The sequence below is a fragment of the Pseudomonas sp. BN417 genome, assembly GCF_029871205.1.
Lineage (GTDB): Bacteria > Pseudomonadota > Gammaproteobacteria > Pseudomonadales > Pseudomonadaceae > Metapseudomonas.
The window spans coordinates 21528-38535 of record NZ_SSOJ01000140.1 but is presented as its reverse complement, the minus strand read 5'-3'; the positions used below and the strand labels follow the sequence as shown (position 1 = coordinate 38535).

Below are 17008 nucleotides of genomic sequence, written 5' to 3'. Positions count from 1 at the left end.
ACTTGAGTCCACTGAGGGATTCCACGAATCCCGTCCGATAACCGCCCACCCCCGCCACACCCCATCCCCGCACCAACCGCTCTACCTCGCCGCCCGCCCGCCATTGTTCTCGATTCGCAAACACTCAAATCGCCGAAACCGGAATTGTTGGGGGAGGAGGGCGCTTGTAGCTTGCGATCCAGCCGGACGACAGGACCTGCATTGCCAGCAGGACCCGCCTCGGCACCAGGCTGACTAATAACAACAAGGTAGCTGCCATGATCCCTCGCAAGCATCTTTCCGCGTCCTCCCTGCTCGGCCCGGTCCTGGCGGCCGCTGCGCTCTTCCCCCAGTTCGCCCAGGCCGCCGAACCCGGCGCGAGCGGCTCGCTGTTCCGCAGCGCCTTCGGTGACGGCCTGGAGAAGGATTACGGCATCAAGGTCCACGGCTGGGCCCAGGCCGGCTGGATCTACAACGACAACGGCAGCGACGACGTGAGCAAGCAGGCCTTCTTCAACAATGACGAAGGCTTCAACCTCAACCAGTTCGCCCTGGCCATCGAGAAGGTGCCCAAGGGCAACGTGGTCGGCCGCGTCGGTCCCTTCCCCGGCCCCATGCCGCAGGAAGCCGACTGGGGCTTCAATGTCACCGCCCTCTACGGCAAGGATGCGCGCTTCTTCAAGACCTACGGCTTCGACGAAGACCTGGGCGTCAACCGCGATGCCGACGGCAACGACGAGAACTTCAACATCGCCCAGGCTTACCTGGATTTCTACATCCCGGTGCTCGGCGGCTCCAACCTGATGCTCGGCGTGTTCCACACCCCGCTGGAGAACGAGATCGGCTTCGCCCTCGGCAGCCCGGCGCCGGCGGACTTCTACAGCCACACCTATTCCTTCATGCACGGCCCGGCCAAGCACACCGGCGCGCTGTATTCCTTCAAGCTGCCGCAGGAAGATGGCGGCAGCATGCTCGGTTTCGAGCTGGGCCTGGTGCAGGGCTGGAACAACATGCAGGACCCCAACGGCGACCCGGATGTGATCGCCAACCTGCGCTGGCGATCGGCGGACTTCCGCACCTGGGTGGACTGGGAAAACATCTACGGCAATGGTGCCGGCGACAGCTTCGCCGAGTGCGCCTGCGGCTCGCCGATCCCCGCCGGCACCGACGACGAGAACCTGACCCGCTACGCCTCCTACCTGACGGTTTCCCATGTGCTGGACGAGCGCAATCGCGTCGCCGTCGAGTTCAACTACGGCCAGCAGGAAGACGGGGCCTTCGCCGGCTTCGCCAACAAGGACAATGCCCACTGGTACGGCACCGACGTCAACTGGTACCACCGCCTGGGCGACAACCTGATGTGGAACAGCCGCGCCGAGTGGTTCTACAGCGACGCCCCGGTGCATGTGGTGATGGCCAACATCGACCCGCAGACCGGCATCCCCGACCCCAGCTGGGGCAGCTTCTATGGCTTCACCACCAACCTGGCCTGGACCCCGGTGCCGAACCTGCGCCTGCGGCCCGAGCTGCGCTACGACATCCACAGCGGCAACGGGCGTGACGCCTTCGGCGACGGTCGCGAGGACAGCCAGCTGGTGGGCTCCTTCGACGTCACCCTGTTCTTCTGATTCGCCTCCTTCCCACTGCACCCCGGCCGGGCCCGCGTGCCCGTGCCGGTACGAGGTATCCGTCATGGACAACAACAAGAAACTCCTCGGTGCCGGGTTTTCCCGGCGTGATTTCCTGCGGGCCAGCGGCGTCGTGGCTGGCGGCTCGCTGCTCGCAGGCTTTTCTTCAGGTCCGCTGCTGGCAGCGGAGAAGGTCATCCGCATCGGCTACGTCAGCCCCCAGACCGGGCCGCTGGCGCCGTTCGCCGCGGCGGATGCCTACATCATCGAAAGCCTCGCTTCGGTGCTGAAGAACAGCATCACCGTGGGCGGCCAGCGCTGCCGCCTGGAGGTGCTGGTCAAGGACAGCCAGTCCAACCCCAACCGCGCCGCCGAAGTGGCCAACGAGTTGATCCTCGAAGACGGCGTCGACCTGATGCTGGTGTCGTCCACCCCGGAAACCACCAACCCGGTGTCGGACCAGTGCGAGATCAACGAGATCCCCTGCATCTCCACCGTGGCGCCCTGGCAGCCCTGGTTCTTTACCCGTGGCGGCAAGCCGGACCAGGGCTTCGAGTGGACCTATCACTTCTTCTGGGGTCTGGAAGACGTGATCGCCAGCTACACCGCCATGTGGGGCGGCATGGGCAGCAACAAGGTGATCGGCGGGCTGTTCCCCAACGATGGCGACGGCAATGCCTGGGGCGACGACAAGCTGGGCTTCCCGCCGGTGCTGTCGCAGAAGGGCTTCCAGCTGGTGGACCCGGGCCGCTTCCAGAGCCTGACCGACGATTTTTCGGCGCAGATTTCCGCCTTCAAGAAGGCCGAGGCGGAGATCGTCACAGGCGTCGTCATTCCGCCGGACCTCACCACCTTCTGGACCCAGGCGCGCCAGCAGGGCTTCCAGCCCAAGGCGATGTCGGTGGGCAAGGCGCTGCTGTTCCCCTCGGCGGTGGAGGCCCTGGGCAAGGCCGGGCACAACCTCTCCACGGAGATCTGGTGGAGCCCGAGCCACCCCTTCAGCTCCTCGCTCAACGGCCTCACCGCCGGGCAACTGGCCGCGCGCTACACCCAGGCCACCGGCAAGCAGTGGACCCAGCCGCTGGGCTTCGTCCATGCGTTGTTCGAGCTGGCGGTGGACATCCTCCAACGCACCGAGGAGGTCGGCAATCCGGCGGCCACGCGGGATGCGTTGCTGAAGACCGAGCTGAACACCGTGGTCGGCCCGGTGAGCTGGAAGAACGGCCCGGTGAAGAACGTCGCCAAGACTCCGCTGGTATCCGGCCAGTGGCGTCTCGGCGGGCCCTTCACCTACGACCTGGTGATCACCAGCAACCAGACCGCGCCGCAGATTCCCCTGGGTGGGGAGATGCAGGCGATCACCTATGGCGGTTGAGTCCGAGCGCGGGCTCCCTCTCCCCAGCCCTCTCCCTGAAGGGAGAGGGGGCCGTTCGTAGCCCGGATGAAATCCGGGAATCCCCGCACGGTTCCCCCGGATTGCATCCGGGCTACAGATTCATACAGGTAACGAAACATGCAACAACTCCTCGTACTGGAGCAGGTGCACAAGCGCTACGGCTCGGTGAAGGTGACCGACGACCTCAGTCTGGCCCTGGCGCCGGGCGAGGCGCTGGGCATCATCGGGCCCAATGGCGCCGGCAAGAGCACCCTGTTCAACCTGATCGCCGGGGGCGTGGCCCCCGACAGCGGGCGTATCCACTTCCAGGGCCAGGACGTGACCCGCGAGCCGGTGTTCAAGCGCTGTCAGCGCGGCATCGGCCGCTCCCACCAGATTCCCCACCCCTTCGTGAAGATGACGGTGTTCGAGAACCTGCTGGTGGGCGCCACCTTCGGCGCCGGGCAGGCGGAGCAGGACAGCTACGCCTGGTGCGCACACATCCTCGAGCTCACCGGCCTGATGAAGAAGGCCAACGCCCTGGCCGGCTCCCTGACCCTGCTGGAGCGCAAGCGCCTGGAAATGGCCCGCGCCCTGGCCACCCGGCCGCAGCTGCTCTTGCTCGACGAGATCGCCGGTGGCCTCACCGAGCCCGAGTGCCTGGAGCTGGTGGGCACCATCCAGGGCATCCACCGCTCGGGTACCGCGATCATCTGGATCGAACACATAGTCCACGCGCTGCTGGCGGTGGTCGGCCGCCTGGCGGTGATCAACTTCGGCCGCAAGCTGGACGAAGGCGAGCCCCATGCGGTGATGGCCAACCCCAGGGTGCAGGAAATCTACATGGGCATCGGGAGCTGAAGCCATGCTGACGATCCGCAAACTGCGCGCCGGCTACGGCGACTTCCAGGCCTTGTTCGACATCGACCTGGACCTGACCGAGGGCGAGACCCTGGCCATCATCGGCTCCAACGGCGCCGGCAAATCCACCTTCCTGCGCTCGCTCGCCGGGCTGATCCGCAACGACCCCGGCGCCATTCGCTTCAAGGGCGAGTACATCGGCAGCCAGCCGGCCAACCGCGTGCTGGAGCGGGGCATCGCCCTGGTGCCGGAAGGGCGCAAGCTGTTCCCTTCGCTCAGCGTCGAGGAAAACCTGCTGATCGGCGCCTACAGCAAGCGCCCGGGCGCCTGGAACCTGCAGCGCATCTACGCGCTGTTCCCGGTGCTGGAGACGCTGCGCAAGCGCCCCGGCACCGCGCTGTCCGGCGGCCAGCAGCAGATGGTCGCCATCGGCCGTGCGCTGATGTCGAGCCCGAGCCTGCTGCTCTGCGACGAGATCAGCCTGGGCCTCGCGCCCACCACCATCAAGGACATCTATTGCGCGCTGCCGTCGATCAAGGCCGACGGCACGGCGGTGATCCTGGTCGAGCAGGACATCAACCAGGCCCTCGGCGTCGCCGACCGCTTCTACTGCTTCCAGGAGGGGCGCATTTCCCTTTCCGGCAAGCCGGGCGAAGTGAGCAAGGAGCGGATCAAGGCGGCCTATTTCGGCCTGGCGGAGGCATGACGATGGAATGGCTCAATACCCTGGTGCAAGGCGTGCTGCTCGGCGGCCTCTACGCCATGTTCGCGGTCGGCCTGTCGCTGATGTTCGGCATCATGCGGCTGGTCAACATCGCCCACGGCGACTTCATCGTGCTGGCGTCCTACCTGGCCCTGGTGGTGGTGGAAGCCCTCGGCCTGTCGCCGCTCGCCAGCCTGGCGCTGGTGGTGCCGGTGATGTTCGTGGTCGGCTACGGCCTGCAGCGCGGGCTGCTCAACCGCACCCTCGGCCAGGACATCCTGCCGCCGCTGCTGGTGACCTTCGGCCTGTCGATCATCCTGCAGAACGTCCTGCTGGAATTCTTCAGCGGCGACAGCCGGAAGCTCTCCCAGGGCGACCTGGAAGTGGCCAGCCTTTCCCTCGGCGGGCTCAGCCTCGGGGTGATGCCGCTGATGGTGTTCGGCTGCGCCCTGCTGGTGATCGGCGGCCTGCAGCTGCTGTTCTACAAGACCAGTCTGGGCCGCGCCTTCCGCGCCACCTCGGACGACCAGCAGACGGCCCAGCTGATGGGTATCGACAACCGCAACATCTTCGGCCTGGCCATGGCCCTGGCGATGGCGGTGGTGTCCATCGCCGGGGTGTTCCTCGCGGTGCGCACCAGCTTCGACCCCAGCGTCGGCCCGGCGCGCCTGCTCTACGGATTCGAGGCGGTGATCATCGGCGGCCTCGGCAGCCTCTGGGGCACCCTGGCCGGGGGCGTGATCCTCGGCGTCGCCCAGGCGGTGGGGGCGCGCATCGATCCGGGCTGGCAGATCCTCGCCGGCCACCTGGTGTTCCTGCTGATCCTGGTATTCCGCCCGCGCGGCCTGTTCCCCCGGAGTGTCGACTGATGAATGCGATCAACAATGCCTACCTCGTCCAGCGCGCCACCCGCAGTAGCCAGGTTGGCCTGGCGCTGCTCGGCGTGCTGGTGCTGGTGCTGGCTTCCCTGCCGTTCTGGGCGGACCGCGCAGTGCTGCGCCTGGTGGTGGAGTTCGCCTACTACCTGGCGCTGGCGCAAATGTGGAACCTGCTGGCGGGCTACGCCGGCATGGTTTCGGTGGGCCAGCAGGCCTTCGTCGGCCTGGGCGGTTACCTGCTCTTCGTGCTGGCTTCGCACCTGGGCGTGCCGCCGCTGGCGGCGGTGTTCCTCTCGGGACTGGTGGTTGCCGTCCTGGCCGTGCCTACCGCGCTGGTGCTGTTCCGCCTGCGGGGTGCCTATTTCGCCATCGGCACCTGGGTGGTGGCCGAAGTGTTCCGCCTCGGCCTCGCGCAGGTGAGCAGCCTGGGCGGTGGTTCTGGGCAGAGCCTGCCGGCCTCCATCGTGCGGCAGATCGGCAGCAGCCGCGACGGCCGCGAGATGCTGCTGTACTTCAGCGCCCTGGTCATCGCTGTCGCGGCGATGCTGGTGGTCTATCTGTTGCTGCGCTCGCGCCAGGGCCTGGCCCTGACCGCCATCCGTGACTCGGAGCCGGCCTCGGGGAGCCTCGGCATCAATGTGTTCCGCACCAAGCTGATGGTCTATGTGCTGGCCGCCGGCTGCACCGGTGTAGTGGGTGCATTGATCTTCCTGCAGAAGCTGCGCATCTCCCCGGACGCCGCGTTCAGCGTGCAGGACTGGACCGCCGCGGTGATCTTCATCGTCATCATCGGCGGCATCGGTACCCTCGAAGGGCCGCTGATCGGCACCCTGATCTACTTCGTGCTGCGCAGCTGCTTCGCCGAGTTCGGCGCGCTGTACATGATCATCCTCGGCAGCGTCGCGGTGCTGATGATGCTCAAGGCGCCCCAGGGTGTCTGGGGCCTGGTGAGCGATCGCTTCGGCTGGCAGTTGTTTCCGATGCAACGCAGGCTGGTAGCGGGCTAACGCTCTTGTGGGGGCGAATTCATTCGCTAAGGGGCGCGAAGCGGCCCCAATGCATAGCGAATGAATTCGCCCCCACATGTTTCAATCCTGCAATTCACTGCCAAACCGGAAAACACCATGGACCGCCTGCTCAGCATCGAAGCCTTCGTCCGCGTCGCGGAAACCGGCAACTTCGCCAGGGCCGCCCAGCAGCTAGGGGTGACCCGTTCGGTCATCAGCCATCGCATCCAGCAGCTGGAGGACTACATCAGCGCGCCGCTGTTCCACCGCAGCACCCGCCATGTGCGGCTCTCGGAAGTGGGGGAGACCTACTACAAGGAATGCGCCGACATGGTGGCCAGCTTCAACAGCCTCACCGAGCAGATGCGCGACCTGCGCGCCAAGCCCACCGGCAAGCTGCGGGTGCAGATGCTGCCGGGCTTCGCCATCGGCCACTTCGGCAGGCTGCTGGCGGAGTTCACCGAGCTGTACCCGGACATAGAAGTCGACGTGATCGTCAACGACCGGGTGGTGGACCCGATAGAGGAAGGCTTCGATGTGGCCTTCCAGATGTTCCCGCCGCTGGCCGAGTCGCTGATCGAACGCAAGCTGTTCAGCGTGCGCCGCCTGTTCTGCGCCTCCCCGGACTACCTGGAGCGCCATGGCGGCCCCGCCGTGCCGGCGGACCTGCAGGCGCACAAGGTGGCTCTCTACGAGGGCTACCCGTCGCGCAACAAGTGGGTGTTCAACGGCACTGATCAGGTAGAGCTCAACCTCACCGGCCAGGTGCGTTCCAACTCCGTGCACCTGTTGCGCGACTACGCCCTCACCGGCACCTGCGTGGTCTGCCTGCCGACCCTGGTGGCCAGTGACGACCTCCTGGCAGGAAGGCTGGTGCCGGTGCTCACCGACTATTCGCTGACCTCCTTCAACTTCTCCGCGGTCTACCCGGCCACCCAGCGCCGGGCGCTGAAGGTGCGCAGCCTGATCGAGTTCCTGGTGGAGCGCATCAGTGACGAACCGGCCTGGGACAGGCCGTTGCTGGAGCGGGGCTGGGTGAAGGAATAGACGGTCCGCAGAACGTAGCCCGGATGAAATCCGGGAGCGGGTCCGACATTCCCCGGATTGCATCCGGGCTACCGAATCCTGCGGCTCCTGCGCAGGACAGGCCAACCTATGGGGTTTGCCTTCGGGCCGCGACCAACACCAGCGCCGCCACACAGAAAGCCGCGCCGGCGAGGAAAGTGCTGGCCGCGCCCAGGCTTTGCCAGAGCCAGCCGGCGAGCAGGCTGGCCAGCAGCAGGGCGGCGCCGCTGGCGAGGTTGAAGAGGCCGAAGGCGGTGCCCTTGAGGTCGGCCGGGGTGGTCTCGGCCACCAGAGCCGCGAGGATGCCCTGGCTGAACCCCATGTGCAGGCCCCAGAAGGCCACGCCGACCAGGAGCAGGGCGGGTGATCCGGCCTGGGCCAGGCACAGGTCGGCGATGATCAGCAGCACCAGGGAAAAGGCCAGCAGGGCACTGCGGCTGAGGCTATCGGACCATTTCCCCGCAGGGTAGGCCGAGAGCATGTAGAAGCCCGCCATCACCACCATCACCAGGGGCACCCAGGTGGTGGAGAAGCCGGCGTCCTGCGCGCGCAGCACCAGGAATGCCTCGCTGAAGCGAGCCAGGCTGAATAGCGCTCCCAGAGCCACCACCCACCAGTAGGTCGCCGGAAAGCTGCGCCAGGCGCGGAAACGAATCGGCGAGCGCAGGCGCTGGGGCGGGTGGGGAACGTCGGGTTCCCGCACGCCGACAACGATCAGCCCCACCGACACCAGCGCCGGCAGCACGGCGAACCAGAGCACCAGGCCGATATCGCCGGCCAGCAGGCTCATCAGCAGGATGGCCAGCAGCGGCCCGAGGAATGCGCCCACAGTGTCCATGGCCTGGCGCAAGCCAAAGCAGGCACCGCGAATCTCCGCTGGAGCGATATCGGCCACCAGGGCATCCCGTGGCGCACCGCGAATGCCTTTGCCGATGCGGTCCAGCAGGCGGGCGAAGAACACCTGGTCGACCGAGGCTGCGAGGGGGAACAGCGGCTTGGTCAGCGCCGCCAGCCCGTAGCCGAACAGCAGCAGGACCTTGCGCTTGCCCAGGTAGTCGCTGATGGCGCCGGAGAACACCTTGACGATCAGCGCGGTGGCCTCGGCCAGGCCTTCGATGAGGCCGACCGCCAGCATGCTCGCGCCGAGGCTGCCCACCAGGAACAGCGGCAGCAGGCTGTGCACCAGTTCGGAGGAGAGGTCCATGAACAGGCTGACGAAGCCCAGCGCCCAGACGGTGCGCGGGATGCTGCGGGTGGTGGTGGATGCGGGCATGTCCCTGTCCTGTCGATCCGGTGTAGCTGGCCCTGTCTACGTTAGCCCGTCCGGGTAGGGTGCGCCGCGCGCACCAGATTTTGGTGTCGGCAGACCCGATGTCAGGCCCTGGCATCGGACTGGTGCGCATAGCGCACCCTACGGCCGGCTTCTCGATTTCAGTCGTTCTCCACCAGCTCCGCCAGGCGATAGCCGACGCCGTGGATGGTGTGCAGAAGCGCTTTGTCGAAGGGCTTGTCCAGAACCTGGCGCAGTTGGTGGATATGGCTGCGCAGGCTGTCGCTGTCGGGGCAGTTATCGCCCCAGAGGGCTTCTTCAAGAACTTCCCGGCGCACCACCGCCGGGCTCTTGCGCATCAGGGTGGTGAGCAGCTTGTGGCCAATGGGGTTGAGCCGCAGGGTCTGGCCTGCGCGGGTGGCTTCCAGGGTGTCGAGGTCGTAGCTGAGGTTGCCCACTTGCAGCCGGGTCTTGCGGCCGCCATGGCTGCGGCGCACCACGGCCTCGATGCGCGCGACCAGTTCGGAGAGGGCGAAGGGTTTGACCAGGTAGTCGTCGGCACCGGATTTCAGCCCGGCCAACCGATCCTCCAGGGTGTCGCGGGCGGTGAGCATGATGATCGGCGTGTCGCGGCGGGCGTCCTGGCGCAGCCGGTTGCACAGCTGCAGTCCGTCGATGCCCGGCAGCATGATGTCCAGCACGATCAGGTCATAGTGCTGGGTGGTGGCCAGGTGCAGGCCGCTGAGGCCGTCCTGGGCGCAGTCGACGCCGTAGCCCTTGAGCTGGAGGTAATCCAGCACGTTGGCGAGGATGTCGCGGTTGTCTTCGATGATCAGTACACGCACGGAATGCCCTCTGTCCGGCGGCCAGGCGCCGTTGATGGTTTTTTCACAAGTCCTTTACCAGTTGCTCACGCGCGTCCGGGCAGACTGCCCGTGCCCTAACTGTAAAAGGACCTCTGGATGCCGTATTCCCGTCCCTTCAACTTCCTGCTCTGGAGCGGCCTGCCGCTGGCGGTCATGGCACTCCTGCTGCTGGTGGATGTGCCCCGGCTGGACTTCGCCCTGGCTCACCTGTTCTACGATCCGCAAGCCGGCTTCATCGGCCGTCACAGCGCCTTTCTCGAGGACGTGCTGCACGACCGCGCCAAGCAGGCGGTGATCCTCCTCGGCGTGCTGGCGGTGGCGGGCTTCGTCGCCAGCCTGCTGCCCACCCGCTTGCGCCAGTGGCGCCGTCGGCTGGGCTACCTGGTGCTGGCCCTGGGGCTGTCCACGGCCATCGTCACGCCGCTGAAGGCCGTCACCGCCGTGCAGTGCCCCTGGAGCCTGGCCGAGTTCGGCGGCGTGGAGCCCTACGCGCCCTTGCTGGGCCACCACCCCTATGTCGACAAGCCCGGCCGCTGCTGGCCCGGCGGTCATGCCTCGGCCGGCTTCTCGCTGCTGGCGCTGTTCTTCGCCCTGCGCGACCGCCGTCCGCGCCTGGCCAGGGCGGCCCTGGTGGGCGCGCTGGCGCTGGGTACGCTGTTCTCCATCGGCCGCATGATGCAGGGCGCGCATTTCCTCTCTCACAACCTCTGGACCTTGCTCTTCGACTGGATGATCAGCCTGGTCTGCTACCGCCTGCTGCTCTATCGCCCGGCGCCGGCCCCGCAAGCGCTGGCGGAGGACGAGGTGGCGAGCCTCAGTTCTTCCTGAAGCGGTAGAAGAGATTGGGTTCGCTGACCACATAGAGGCGGCCCGCGTCGTCGAGGGTCAGGCCTTCCGCCTGGCCCACGCCCCGCTTCAGGTCGCCGAGGTGCCCGAGCAGGGTGCGGAAGCTGACCATCTCGCCGTTCTCGTCCAGTTCGATCACCAGCTTCGACTCATGGCTGAGCACCAGCAGATGTCCGGTCTTTCCGTCGTAGTGCAGGTCGGAGATGTCCGTGGCGAAGACGCTGCGCTCGATCCAGTCGCTGAGGTCGCGCACCTCGATCCGCAAGCGGCCGCCGAGGCTCGCCTTGATGCCCGAGACGGCGTAGAGGCTTCGCGGGTCCCGCTCCTTGGCGACGAACAGGCGGTCGTGGGCGGCGTCGTAGGCCACCCCTTCGAACCCCTTGTTGTGGGCGCTGGAGGCGAGGTTCAGGGCGAGGGTCGGGGCGTCCTGCTTGTCGACGGCCTGACCCGGTTGCTCGGGGATGCGGAAGAACACCAGCTCCTGGCGGTCTTCGTCGGTCACCACCAGCAGGCCGTCGCCCATATAGGCCAGGCCTTCGACGTCCTCGAACCCGTTCAGCGGGTACTGCGCAGTGATGGTGCCTTCGCGGTCCAGCTCCACCAGCTTCATGGGCGGGGCATTGGTCACGGCCAGCAGGCGCTGCCTGTCCGGGTCGTAGTCGATGGCGGAAAGGTCGTCGGCGATATCGGCCAGCGGCTGGGCGTCGATTTCCACCCGGTAGTCCGGTAGCCAGACGCTGCGCCCGGCCCATTGCCCGGCGTGCATCTGGCTGGTGACGTAGTACCAGGCGCGCTCATGCCAGTGGAGCCTGGCGCAGGCCAGCCCGGCCAGGAGCAGGGCGGCCAGCGCCAGTCCCCAGAAGCCGAAGGTCCTCAGGCTGTGCGTTGGCTTGAGGTTCATCTTGTTGTGTTCAACGGCACTGTTCATCGGGTTGTCCTGTCTTGCGGGCGAGCGCTGCCGCCGAACCCCGCATCCAGCGAAGTTCGTGGCGGCCATCCGGGCATCAGTCGAGCGGCTGCTTCCAGGCGAAGCGATAAGGCTGTTGTGGGATGGCGGTGGCGTCGTGGCACTGGCCGTTGTCGGCGTCGGCCTGCACCAGGTACCAGTCTTCGTCGTCGCCATCCCCGATTCGTTTCGCCTTGTCAGGCAAGAAGCAGCGCGGCAGCTCCTCGGGGCGGATCAGCGCGTAGTTGCCGGGGTGGCTGCGCAGCCATTGCGCAGCCTTTTCCGTCTGCTGCGGCGCGACCACACCGAAGTGCGCCAGCGGCTGGCGGGCATAGAGCCAGTGGCCTTCGCGCCAATGGGTGAGCATCAGCTCGACACCGTTGGTGGCCTCGGCCACGTCCTCCATCAGGGTCTGGCGCGGGTTGACGCCCTCCTTGATCGGCTCGACGAAGCCGCGGGCGAACCAGGCGAAGAACCAGAACAGCGCCAGGCCGATGAAGATCTTCCGTCCGCGCGGGCGCTGGGAGAACCAGCGGCGCAACAGCCAGGGCACCAGCGGCGCCATGGCCAGCACCAGCCCGGGCAGGGCGGGGTAGATGTACAGTTTGCGCTTGCCGCTGCTGAGACTGAAGAACAACAGCACCAATATCACCCAGCCGAGCAGCACCAGGTAGCGGCCGTCGTGCTTGGCCAGCTGGCGACGCCAGGCCGGCACCATCCAGGGCAGGGCCAGCACCAGGGGGAGCCAGTACTTGGGGATCACGTTGGTGAAGAAAAACCAGAAGGGCTCGCGATGGTGCCAGGCATTGGCGTAGCGATGCGCGGTCTGGCGCAGGAGGATCTCGTCGAGGTAGGCGCGGCTGGCCTCGTCGCCGAACAGCGTCACCTTGATGATCAGCGGCAGCAGCCAGGTACCGATGGCCGCCAGGGCCACCACCAGGCCGAGGAGCCAGGCGCGGCCTTCGCCGGGCATTCGCGCCACGCCGTTCCAGCCACGGCGGACGGCGAAGGCGTAGGGGATGAGCATCAGCGCCGGGAGGAAGCCCACGCCCTTGCTGATGATGCCGAAGCCCATGGCCGCGCAGGCCACATAGAACCAACCCCAGGCCGGGCCGAGCAGCAGGTGGCGGACCATGCCGTAGAGGCCGAGGGCGGTCCAGAGCAGGAGGAAACCGTCGATCTGCCCGGCGCGCTGGATGCTGTAGGTCTGGTAGGTAGCGAGGAACAGCAGGCCGGCGATCAGGCCGATGCGGCGGTTCCACAGGCGCGTGCCGAGGTCGTGCAGGCAGGCGGTGGCCACGACGCCAGCCAGCAGCGCCGGCAGGAACAGGGCGATGGTCGGCGAGGCGCCGAGACGGACGAGGAGGGCGATGGCCCACATGAACAGTGGCGGCTTGTCCGGGTAGATCTCTCCGGCGCGATGGGGAATCAGCCAATCGCCGCCCTGGAGCATTTCCAGGGCCACGCCAAGGAAACGTTCCTCGTCCACGTTGGACGGATGGCGCATGCCCAGACCAGCGCTGATCATTGCCGCGGCGAGCAGCAGCAGGAGCAGCAGCGAGGCGCGCCGGGAGCTGATCAGGCGCATGGGCTCGGCGCTACCGCCTACGGCTGGCGAGATTCGGCCCATGCTCAGCCCTCCAGCTCGCGGGGGCTGGCGTTGAAGCGGGTGCGGCGGATCAGCCACCACACGCCGAACAGGTCGAGGATGCCCACCAGCGCGCGATCCAGGTTGCCGTACTTGGACACGCCGGCGCTGCGCGGGCGGTGGTTCACCGGGTGCACCAGCATGCCGCCCTGGTGGCGTTGGATCAGTGCCGGAATGAAACGGTGCATGTGGTCGAAGTAGGGCAGGCGCAGGAAGGCGTCGCGCTCGATGAGCTTGAGGCCGCAACCGGTGTCCGGGGTGTTGTCCTTGAGCAGCTTGCCGCGCAGCTTGTTGGCGAAGCGCGAGGCCCAGCGCTTGCTGGCGGTGTCGCGGCGGTTCACCCGGTGCCCGGCGATCAGTTTGAGGTTGATCGGCGCTTCCGGCGCGCGAACGATGGCCAGCATGCCGGGGATGTCCGCCGGGTCGTTCTGCCCGTCGCCATCCAGCGTGGCCAGCCAGGTGCCTTCGGCGACCTGGGCCGCATGGTAGATGGAGGTGCTCTGGCCCAGCGAGCGGTCGTGGCTGAGGATGCGCAGCTGCGGGTAACCGGCGTGCTTGAGGGCGAGCAGCCGTGCCGCGGTGTTATCCGTGCTGCCATCGTCGACGACAATCACTTCGAAGGATTCGCCGGAAAGCGCCTGACGAATCTCTTCCAGCAGGCCGGGCAGGTTCTCGGCTTCGTTCTTGGCCGGGATCAATACGGAGAGGTAGGGCCGGTTCGACATTCTGGATCCATTAATCAAGGTGTTGGTTCAAGTTGCTGGCGCGGCGTCGCGCGGGCCAGTGTGGCTGCCCAGGGTTGCAGGCGGACGACAACGCGGATCGCTCGCGCATCAGGATTGCTCCGCCTCGCCCAGGGCGGCATCGACCTTGTCGTCGATGCCGAGGCCGTGGCGATGGCGGTGGTACAGGTAGGCGCCGAGCATCCCGGACAGCAGGAACAGCACCGTGGCCAAGCCGACTCTCAGCGTCGGTGCGACATTGATGCCGCTGCCCACCAGGGTGAACACCAGGGTCTGCGGCAGGAAACCGATAAAGCTGGCGGCCAGGAAGGGCGCCATGCGTGCGCTGGAAATGCCGGCGGCGAGGTTGGTCAGCAGGTTGCTGCCCACCGGCAGGAGGCGGATCAGCAAGGTCATGGAGAAGGGATGTTCATGGATGAACTGGTCGAAGCGCGCGGCGCGCTTGCCGAGGCGCTCGCGCAGCAGGCTCCTGCCGAACGAACGCGCGTAGATGAAGGTGATGAGGCAGCCCAGCAAGGCCGCGAGGGTGCCGAGCAGCGTGCCCGGAACCAGGCCGAAGGCATAGCCGGCGAGGAAGGCGATGATCTGCCGGGGCAGGCCGACGGCGGTGAACAGCGCGCCCATGGCGAGGAACAGCAGGGTGCCTTCGAGGCCGTGGCCACGGATATGCGCGTCGATCCAGGCTTCATTGACGGCATTGCCCAGGTCGCTGCTGTCGAACAGGTAGCCGACCAGGGCCAGGCTGAGGATGAGCCCGAGGCCCTTGATCACTGCACGCAGGGGCATCATGGGCGTACCCCGTAAAAGGAGCGGTACCAGTCGACAAAGCGCGCGACGCCCTCGTTGAGCGGTGTGGCGGGGCAGAACCCAGTCCGCTTGGCCAGTGCACTGACATCGGCCCAGGTCTGCGGCACGTCGCCCGGCTGCATGGGCTTCATCTGCTTGATGGCCTTGACGCCGGTGGCTGCCTCGATGCACCCGACGAAGTCCAGCAGTTTGACCGGCGAGCCACGGCCGATGTTGAACAGCCTGGCGGGTGGCGCTTGGCGGGTCTGGTCCGACTCATCGGAGTAGGGTGGCGGACAGTCCTGGATGCGGAGGAGCCCTTCGACGACATCGTCGATATAGGTGAAGTCCCGCGACATGTCGCCGCCGTTGTAGATGTCGATCGGCTTCCCTTCGAGGATCGCCTTGGTGAACTTGAACGGCGCCATGTCCGGGCGCCCCCAGGGGCCGTACACGGTGAAGAAGCGCAGGCCTGTAGTGGGAATCCGGTAGAGGTGGGCGTAGGTGTGCGCCATCAGCTCATTGGCACGCTTGGTGGCGGCATAGAGCGAGATCGGGTTGTCGACGGGGTCTTCGATAGAGAAGGGCACCTTGGCATTCATGCCGTACACCGAGCTGCTGGAGGCGTAGACAAGGTGGCCGACGCCGTTCTGCCGGCAGCCTTCCAGTACATTGACGAAGCCGGTCAGGTTGGCGTCGGCATAGACATGGGGATTGTCCAGTGAATAGCGCACCCCGGCTTGCGCCGCGAGGTGGATGACGCGGTCGATAGGGTGCTCGCGGAACAGCACCTGCATGGCCTCGCGGTCGGCGATATCGAGCTTGATGAAACCGAAATTGGCGAGTCCGCGCAGCTGTTCCAGGCGGGCGAGCTTTAGCTCGACGCTGTAGTAGTCGTTGAGGTTGTCGACGCCCAGTACCTCGTGCCCGGTCCGGCACAGGCGCAGGGCGGTGTGGAAGCCGATGAAGCCGGCGGCGCCGGTGACCAGGAATTTCATGGCTGGCTCACTCCCACCGCGGCCCGGCCTATGGGGTAGTAGGCCAGGCCTTCGCGGGCGAGGTGCGCCGGATCGAAGATATTGCGGCCGTCGAAGATCACCTTGTCGCCCAGGCGTTCGCGGATCAGGGCGAAGTCGACGACGCGAAAGTTCAGCCACTCGGTGAGGATCACCAAGGCATGGGCGGTGTCCAGCGCCGCTTCCTTGGAGTCCATCAGGGTCAGGTCGTTGCGCTCGCCGTAGAGGCGCCGGGCTTCCTGCATGGCCTCGGGGTCGAAGGCCTGGACCCGTGCACCGGACGCCCAGAGAGACTCCAGCAGGACCCGGCTGGGCGCCTCGCGCATGTCATCGGTATTGGGTTTGAACGACAGGCCCCAGAGGGCGATGGTCTTGCCGCTGAGGTCACCGTTGTAGTGGCGATGGATGTTTTCGAAGACCTTGTGCTTCTGGCGATGGTTGACTGCTTCCACCGCTTCCAGCAGGTGCGGGCGGTAGCCGACTTCAGCGGCGGTGCGCTGCAGCGCCTGGATGTCCTTGGGGAAACAGGAGCCACCGTAGCCGCAGCCGGCGTAGATGAAGTCGTAGCCGATCCGCGAGTCCGAGCCGATGCCCTTGCGCACCATTTCGATATCGGCGCCCAGGCGCTCGGCCAGGTTGGCCATCTCGTTGATGAAGGAGATCTTGGTGGCGAGCATGCTGTTGGCCGCGTACTTGGTCAGCTCGGCGCTGCGGCTGTCCATCAGGATCAGCTTCTCGTGGTTGCGGCTGAACGGCTTGTACAGCTCGCGGAACAGCTCGACATCGCGCTCGCCGTCCATGCCGATGATGATGCGCTCGGGGCGCATGCAGTCCTCGACCGCCGAGCCTTCCTTGAGGAACTCGGGGTTGGACACCACCTGCATGTCCAGCGCGCGGCCCTGGCGGGCCAGCGCCTCGTCCAGGCGCGCCTTGATGCGCTGGGCGGTGCCTACGGGCGAGGTGGACTTGTTGATCACCACCTTGGCCTCGGCGGCGTGCGTGGCAATGGTGTCGGCCACCGCGAACACGTACTTCATGTCCGCGCTGCCGTCCTCATCGGGTGGTGTGCCCACGGCGATGAAGATGACCTCGGCGAAGCCGACGCCTTCGGCGGCGTCCGTGGTGAAGCGCAGGCGTCGCGCGGCGAGGTTGCCGTGGAGCAGCGAATCCAGGCCGGGTTCGTAGATGGGCGAGTGGCCCGCATTGAGTTGGGCGATCCGTTGCTCGTCAATGTCGACGCAGCAGACCGAGTGACCGACTTCTGCCAGGCACGCGGCCTGGGTCAGACCGACGTAGCCCGTTCCGAAAATGGTGATCTTCATTCAGCGCCTGCTTGTTGTTTTTCTCTATACGCCCGGCGTCCTCATGGCACTGCCGGCCCCGTTCCCTCC

At 66.5% G+C, this 17008-nt stretch carries 16 protein-coding genes; 8 read left to right on the top strand and 8 right to left on the bottom strand.

Features of this window, described 5'->3' with window-relative positions; genetic code table 11:
• Positions 1 to 257: 257 nt before the first annotated feature.
• From E8F11_RS19435 to E8F11_RS19405, 7 genes are all read left to right on the top strand, one after another.
• The gene (locus tag E8F11_RS19435; RefSeq protein ID WP_280290491.1) at positions 258 to 1607 is read left to right on the top strand and encodes an outer membrane beta-barrel protein; all 1350 of its coding nucleotides are present in this window, start codon (positions 258 to 260) and stop codon (positions 1605 to 1607) included.
• A 64-nt stretch (positions 1608 to 1671) separates the two neighbouring features.
• A complete protein-coding gene (locus E8F11_RS19430; RefSeq protein ID WP_280290490.1) occupies positions 1672 to 2982 on the top strand; it encodes an ABC transporter substrate-binding protein in 1311 nt (436 codons plus the stop codon).
• A 138-nt stretch (positions 2983 to 3120) separates the two neighbouring features.
• The gene (locus E8F11_RS19425; protein WP_280290489.1) at positions 3121 to 3843 is read left to right on the top strand and encodes an ABC transporter ATP-binding protein; all 723 of its coding nucleotides are present in this window, start codon (positions 3121 to 3123) and stop codon (positions 3841 to 3843) included.
• 4 nt (positions 3844 to 3847) lie between these two features.
• Positions 3848 to 4549: an ABC transporter ATP-binding protein gene (locus E8F11_RS19420; RefSeq protein ID WP_280290488.1), complete on the top strand. Its 702-nt coding sequence runs from the start codon at positions 3848 to 3850 to the stop codon at positions 4547 to 4549.
• 2 nt (positions 4550 to 4551) lie between these two features.
• On the top strand, positions 4552 to 5415 hold the full coding sequence (locus E8F11_RS19415; protein WP_280290487.1) for a branched-chain amino acid ABC transporter permease: 864 nt from the start codon (positions 4552 to 4554) through the stop codon (positions 5413 to 5415).
• The gene (locus E8F11_RS19410) at positions 5415 to 6431 is read left to right on the top strand and encodes a branched-chain amino acid ABC transporter permease (RefSeq protein ID WP_280290486.1); all 1017 of its coding nucleotides are present in this window, start codon (positions 5415 to 5417) and stop codon (positions 6429 to 6431) included. Before E8F11_RS19415 ends, E8F11_RS19410 begins: the two co-directional genes overlap by 1 nt.
• 117 nt (positions 6432 to 6548) lie before the next feature.
• Entirely contained in the window at positions 6549 to 7478 is a 930-nt protein-coding gene (locus E8F11_RS19405) for a LysR family transcriptional regulator (protein WP_280290485.1), read from the top strand.
• A 106-nt stretch (positions 7479 to 7584) separates the two neighbouring features.
• Here E8F11_RS19405 and E8F11_RS19400 read toward each other — a convergent pair whose 3' ends face one another.
• Both E8F11_RS19400 and E8F11_RS19395 read right to left on the bottom strand, forming a co-directional pair.
• On the bottom strand, positions 7585 to 8769 hold the full coding sequence (locus tag E8F11_RS19400) for an MFS transporter (RefSeq protein ID WP_280290484.1): 1185 nt from the start codon (positions 8767 to 8769) through the stop codon (positions 7585 to 7587).
• A 158-nt stretch (positions 8770 to 8927) separates the two neighbouring features.
• Entirely contained in the window at positions 8928 to 9611 is a 684-nt protein-coding gene (locus tag E8F11_RS19395; RefSeq protein WP_280290483.1) for a response regulator transcription factor, read from the bottom strand.
• A 117-nt stretch (positions 9612 to 9728) separates the two neighbouring features.
• Between E8F11_RS19395 and E8F11_RS19390 the strand changes: the two genes are divergently transcribed.
• A complete protein-coding gene (locus tag E8F11_RS19390; protein ID WP_280290482.1) occupies positions 9729 to 10460 on the top strand; it encodes a phosphatase PAP2 family protein in 732 nt (243 codons plus the stop codon).
• Here E8F11_RS19390 and E8F11_RS19385 read toward each other — a convergent pair.
• The 6 genes from E8F11_RS19385 to E8F11_RS19360 form a co-directional block, all read right to left on the bottom strand.
• A complete protein-coding gene (locus tag E8F11_RS19385; RefSeq protein ID WP_280290481.1) occupies positions 10447 to 11406 on the bottom strand; it encodes an SdiA-regulated domain-containing protein in 960 nt (319 codons plus the stop codon). The genes E8F11_RS19390 and E8F11_RS19385 overlap by 14 nt on opposite strands.
• A gap of 76 nt (positions 11407 to 11482) precedes the next feature.
• Entirely contained in the window at positions 11483 to 13012 is a 1530-nt protein-coding gene (locus E8F11_RS19380) for a glycosyltransferase family 39 protein (protein WP_280290578.1), read from the bottom strand.
• Positions 13013 to 13056: 44 nt separating this feature from the next.
• Positions 13057 to 13797 carry a glycosyltransferase family 2 protein gene (locus E8F11_RS19375; protein ID WP_280290480.1) on the bottom strand — a complete coding sequence of 247 codons (741 nt, stop codon included), beginning with the start codon at positions 13795 to 13797 and terminating at the stop codon, positions 13057 to 13059.
• Between the two features lie 108 nt (positions 13798 to 13905).
• Positions 13906 to 14604 (bottom strand): VTT domain-containing protein, encoded by a 699-nt coding sequence (locus E8F11_RS19370; RefSeq protein WP_280290479.1) that lies wholly within the window; start codon positions 14602 to 14604, stop codon positions 13906 to 13908.
• Positions 14601 to 15599, bottom strand: coding sequence for an NAD-dependent epimerase (locus E8F11_RS19365; protein WP_280290478.1), 999 nt, complete (start codon positions 15597 to 15599; stop codon positions 14601 to 14603). The genes E8F11_RS19370 and E8F11_RS19365 overlap by 4 nt, the downstream gene beginning before the upstream one ends.
• Complete coding sequence (locus E8F11_RS19360; RefSeq protein WP_280290477.1) at positions 15596 to 16939, bottom strand: UDP-glucose/GDP-mannose dehydrogenase family protein; 1344 nt, start codon at positions 16937 to 16939, stop codon at positions 15596 to 15598. The genes E8F11_RS19365 and E8F11_RS19360 overlap by 4 nt, the downstream gene beginning before the upstream one ends.
• Between the last annotated feature and the right edge of the window lie 69 nt (positions 16940 to 17008).

Excerpts from the sequence above, each read along its gene's own strand:
- E8F11_RS19435 (WP_280290491.1), top strand. The coding sequence starts at position 258 with ATGATCCCTCGCAAGCATCTTTCCGCGTCCTCCCTGCTCGGCCCGGTC.
- E8F11_RS19430 (WP_280290490.1), top strand. The coding sequence starts at position 1,672 with ATGGACAACAACAAGAAACTCCTCGGTGCCGGGTTTTCCCGGCGTGAT.
- E8F11_RS19425 (WP_280290489.1), top strand. The coding sequence starts at position 3,121 with ATGCAACAACTCCTCGTACTGGAGCAGGTGCACAAGCGCTACGGCTCG.
- E8F11_RS19420 (WP_280290488.1), top strand. The coding sequence starts at position 3,848 with ATGCTGACGATCCGCAAACTGCGCGCCGGCTACGGCGACTTCCAGGCC.
- E8F11_RS19415 (WP_280290487.1), top strand. The coding sequence starts at position 4,552 with ATGGAATGGCTCAATACCCTGGTGCAAGGCGTGCTGCTCGGCGGCCTC.
- E8F11_RS19410 (WP_280290486.1), top strand. The coding sequence starts at position 5,415 with ATGAATGCGATCAACAATGCCTACCTCGTCCAGCGCGCCACCCGCAGT.
- E8F11_RS19405 (WP_280290485.1), top strand. The coding sequence starts at position 6,549 with ATGGACCGCCTGCTCAGCATCGAAGCCTTCGTCCGCGTCGCGGAAACC.
- E8F11_RS19400 (WP_280290484.1), bottom strand. The coding sequence starts at position 8,769 with ATGCCCGCATCCACCACCACCCGCAGCATCCCGCGCACCGTCTGGGCG.
- E8F11_RS19390 (WP_280290482.1), top strand. The coding sequence starts at position 9,729 with ATGCCGTATTCCCGTCCCTTCAACTTCCTGCTCTGGAGCGGCCTGCCG.
- E8F11_RS19385 (WP_280290481.1), bottom strand. The coding sequence starts at position 11,406 with ATGAACAGTGCCGTTGAACACAACAAGATGAACCTCAAGCCAACGCAC.
- E8F11_RS19380 (WP_280290578.1), bottom strand. The coding sequence starts at position 13,012 with ATGCGCCTGATCAGCTCCCGGCGCGCCTCGCTGCTGCTCCTGCTGCTG.
- E8F11_RS19375 (WP_280290480.1), bottom strand. The coding sequence starts at position 13,797 with ATGTCGAACCGGCCCTACCTCTCCGTATTGATCCCGGCCAAGAACGAA.
- E8F11_RS19370 (WP_280290479.1), bottom strand. The coding sequence starts at position 14,604 with ATGATGCCCCTGCGTGCAGTGATCAAGGGCCTCGGGCTCATCCTCAGC.
- E8F11_RS19365 (WP_280290478.1), bottom strand. The coding sequence starts at position 15,599 with ATGAAATTCCTGGTCACCGGCGCCGCCGGCTTCATCGGCTTCCACACC.
- E8F11_RS19360 (WP_280290477.1), bottom strand. The coding sequence starts at position 16,939 with ATGAAGATCACCATTTTCGGAACGGGCTACGTCGGTCTGACCCAGGCC.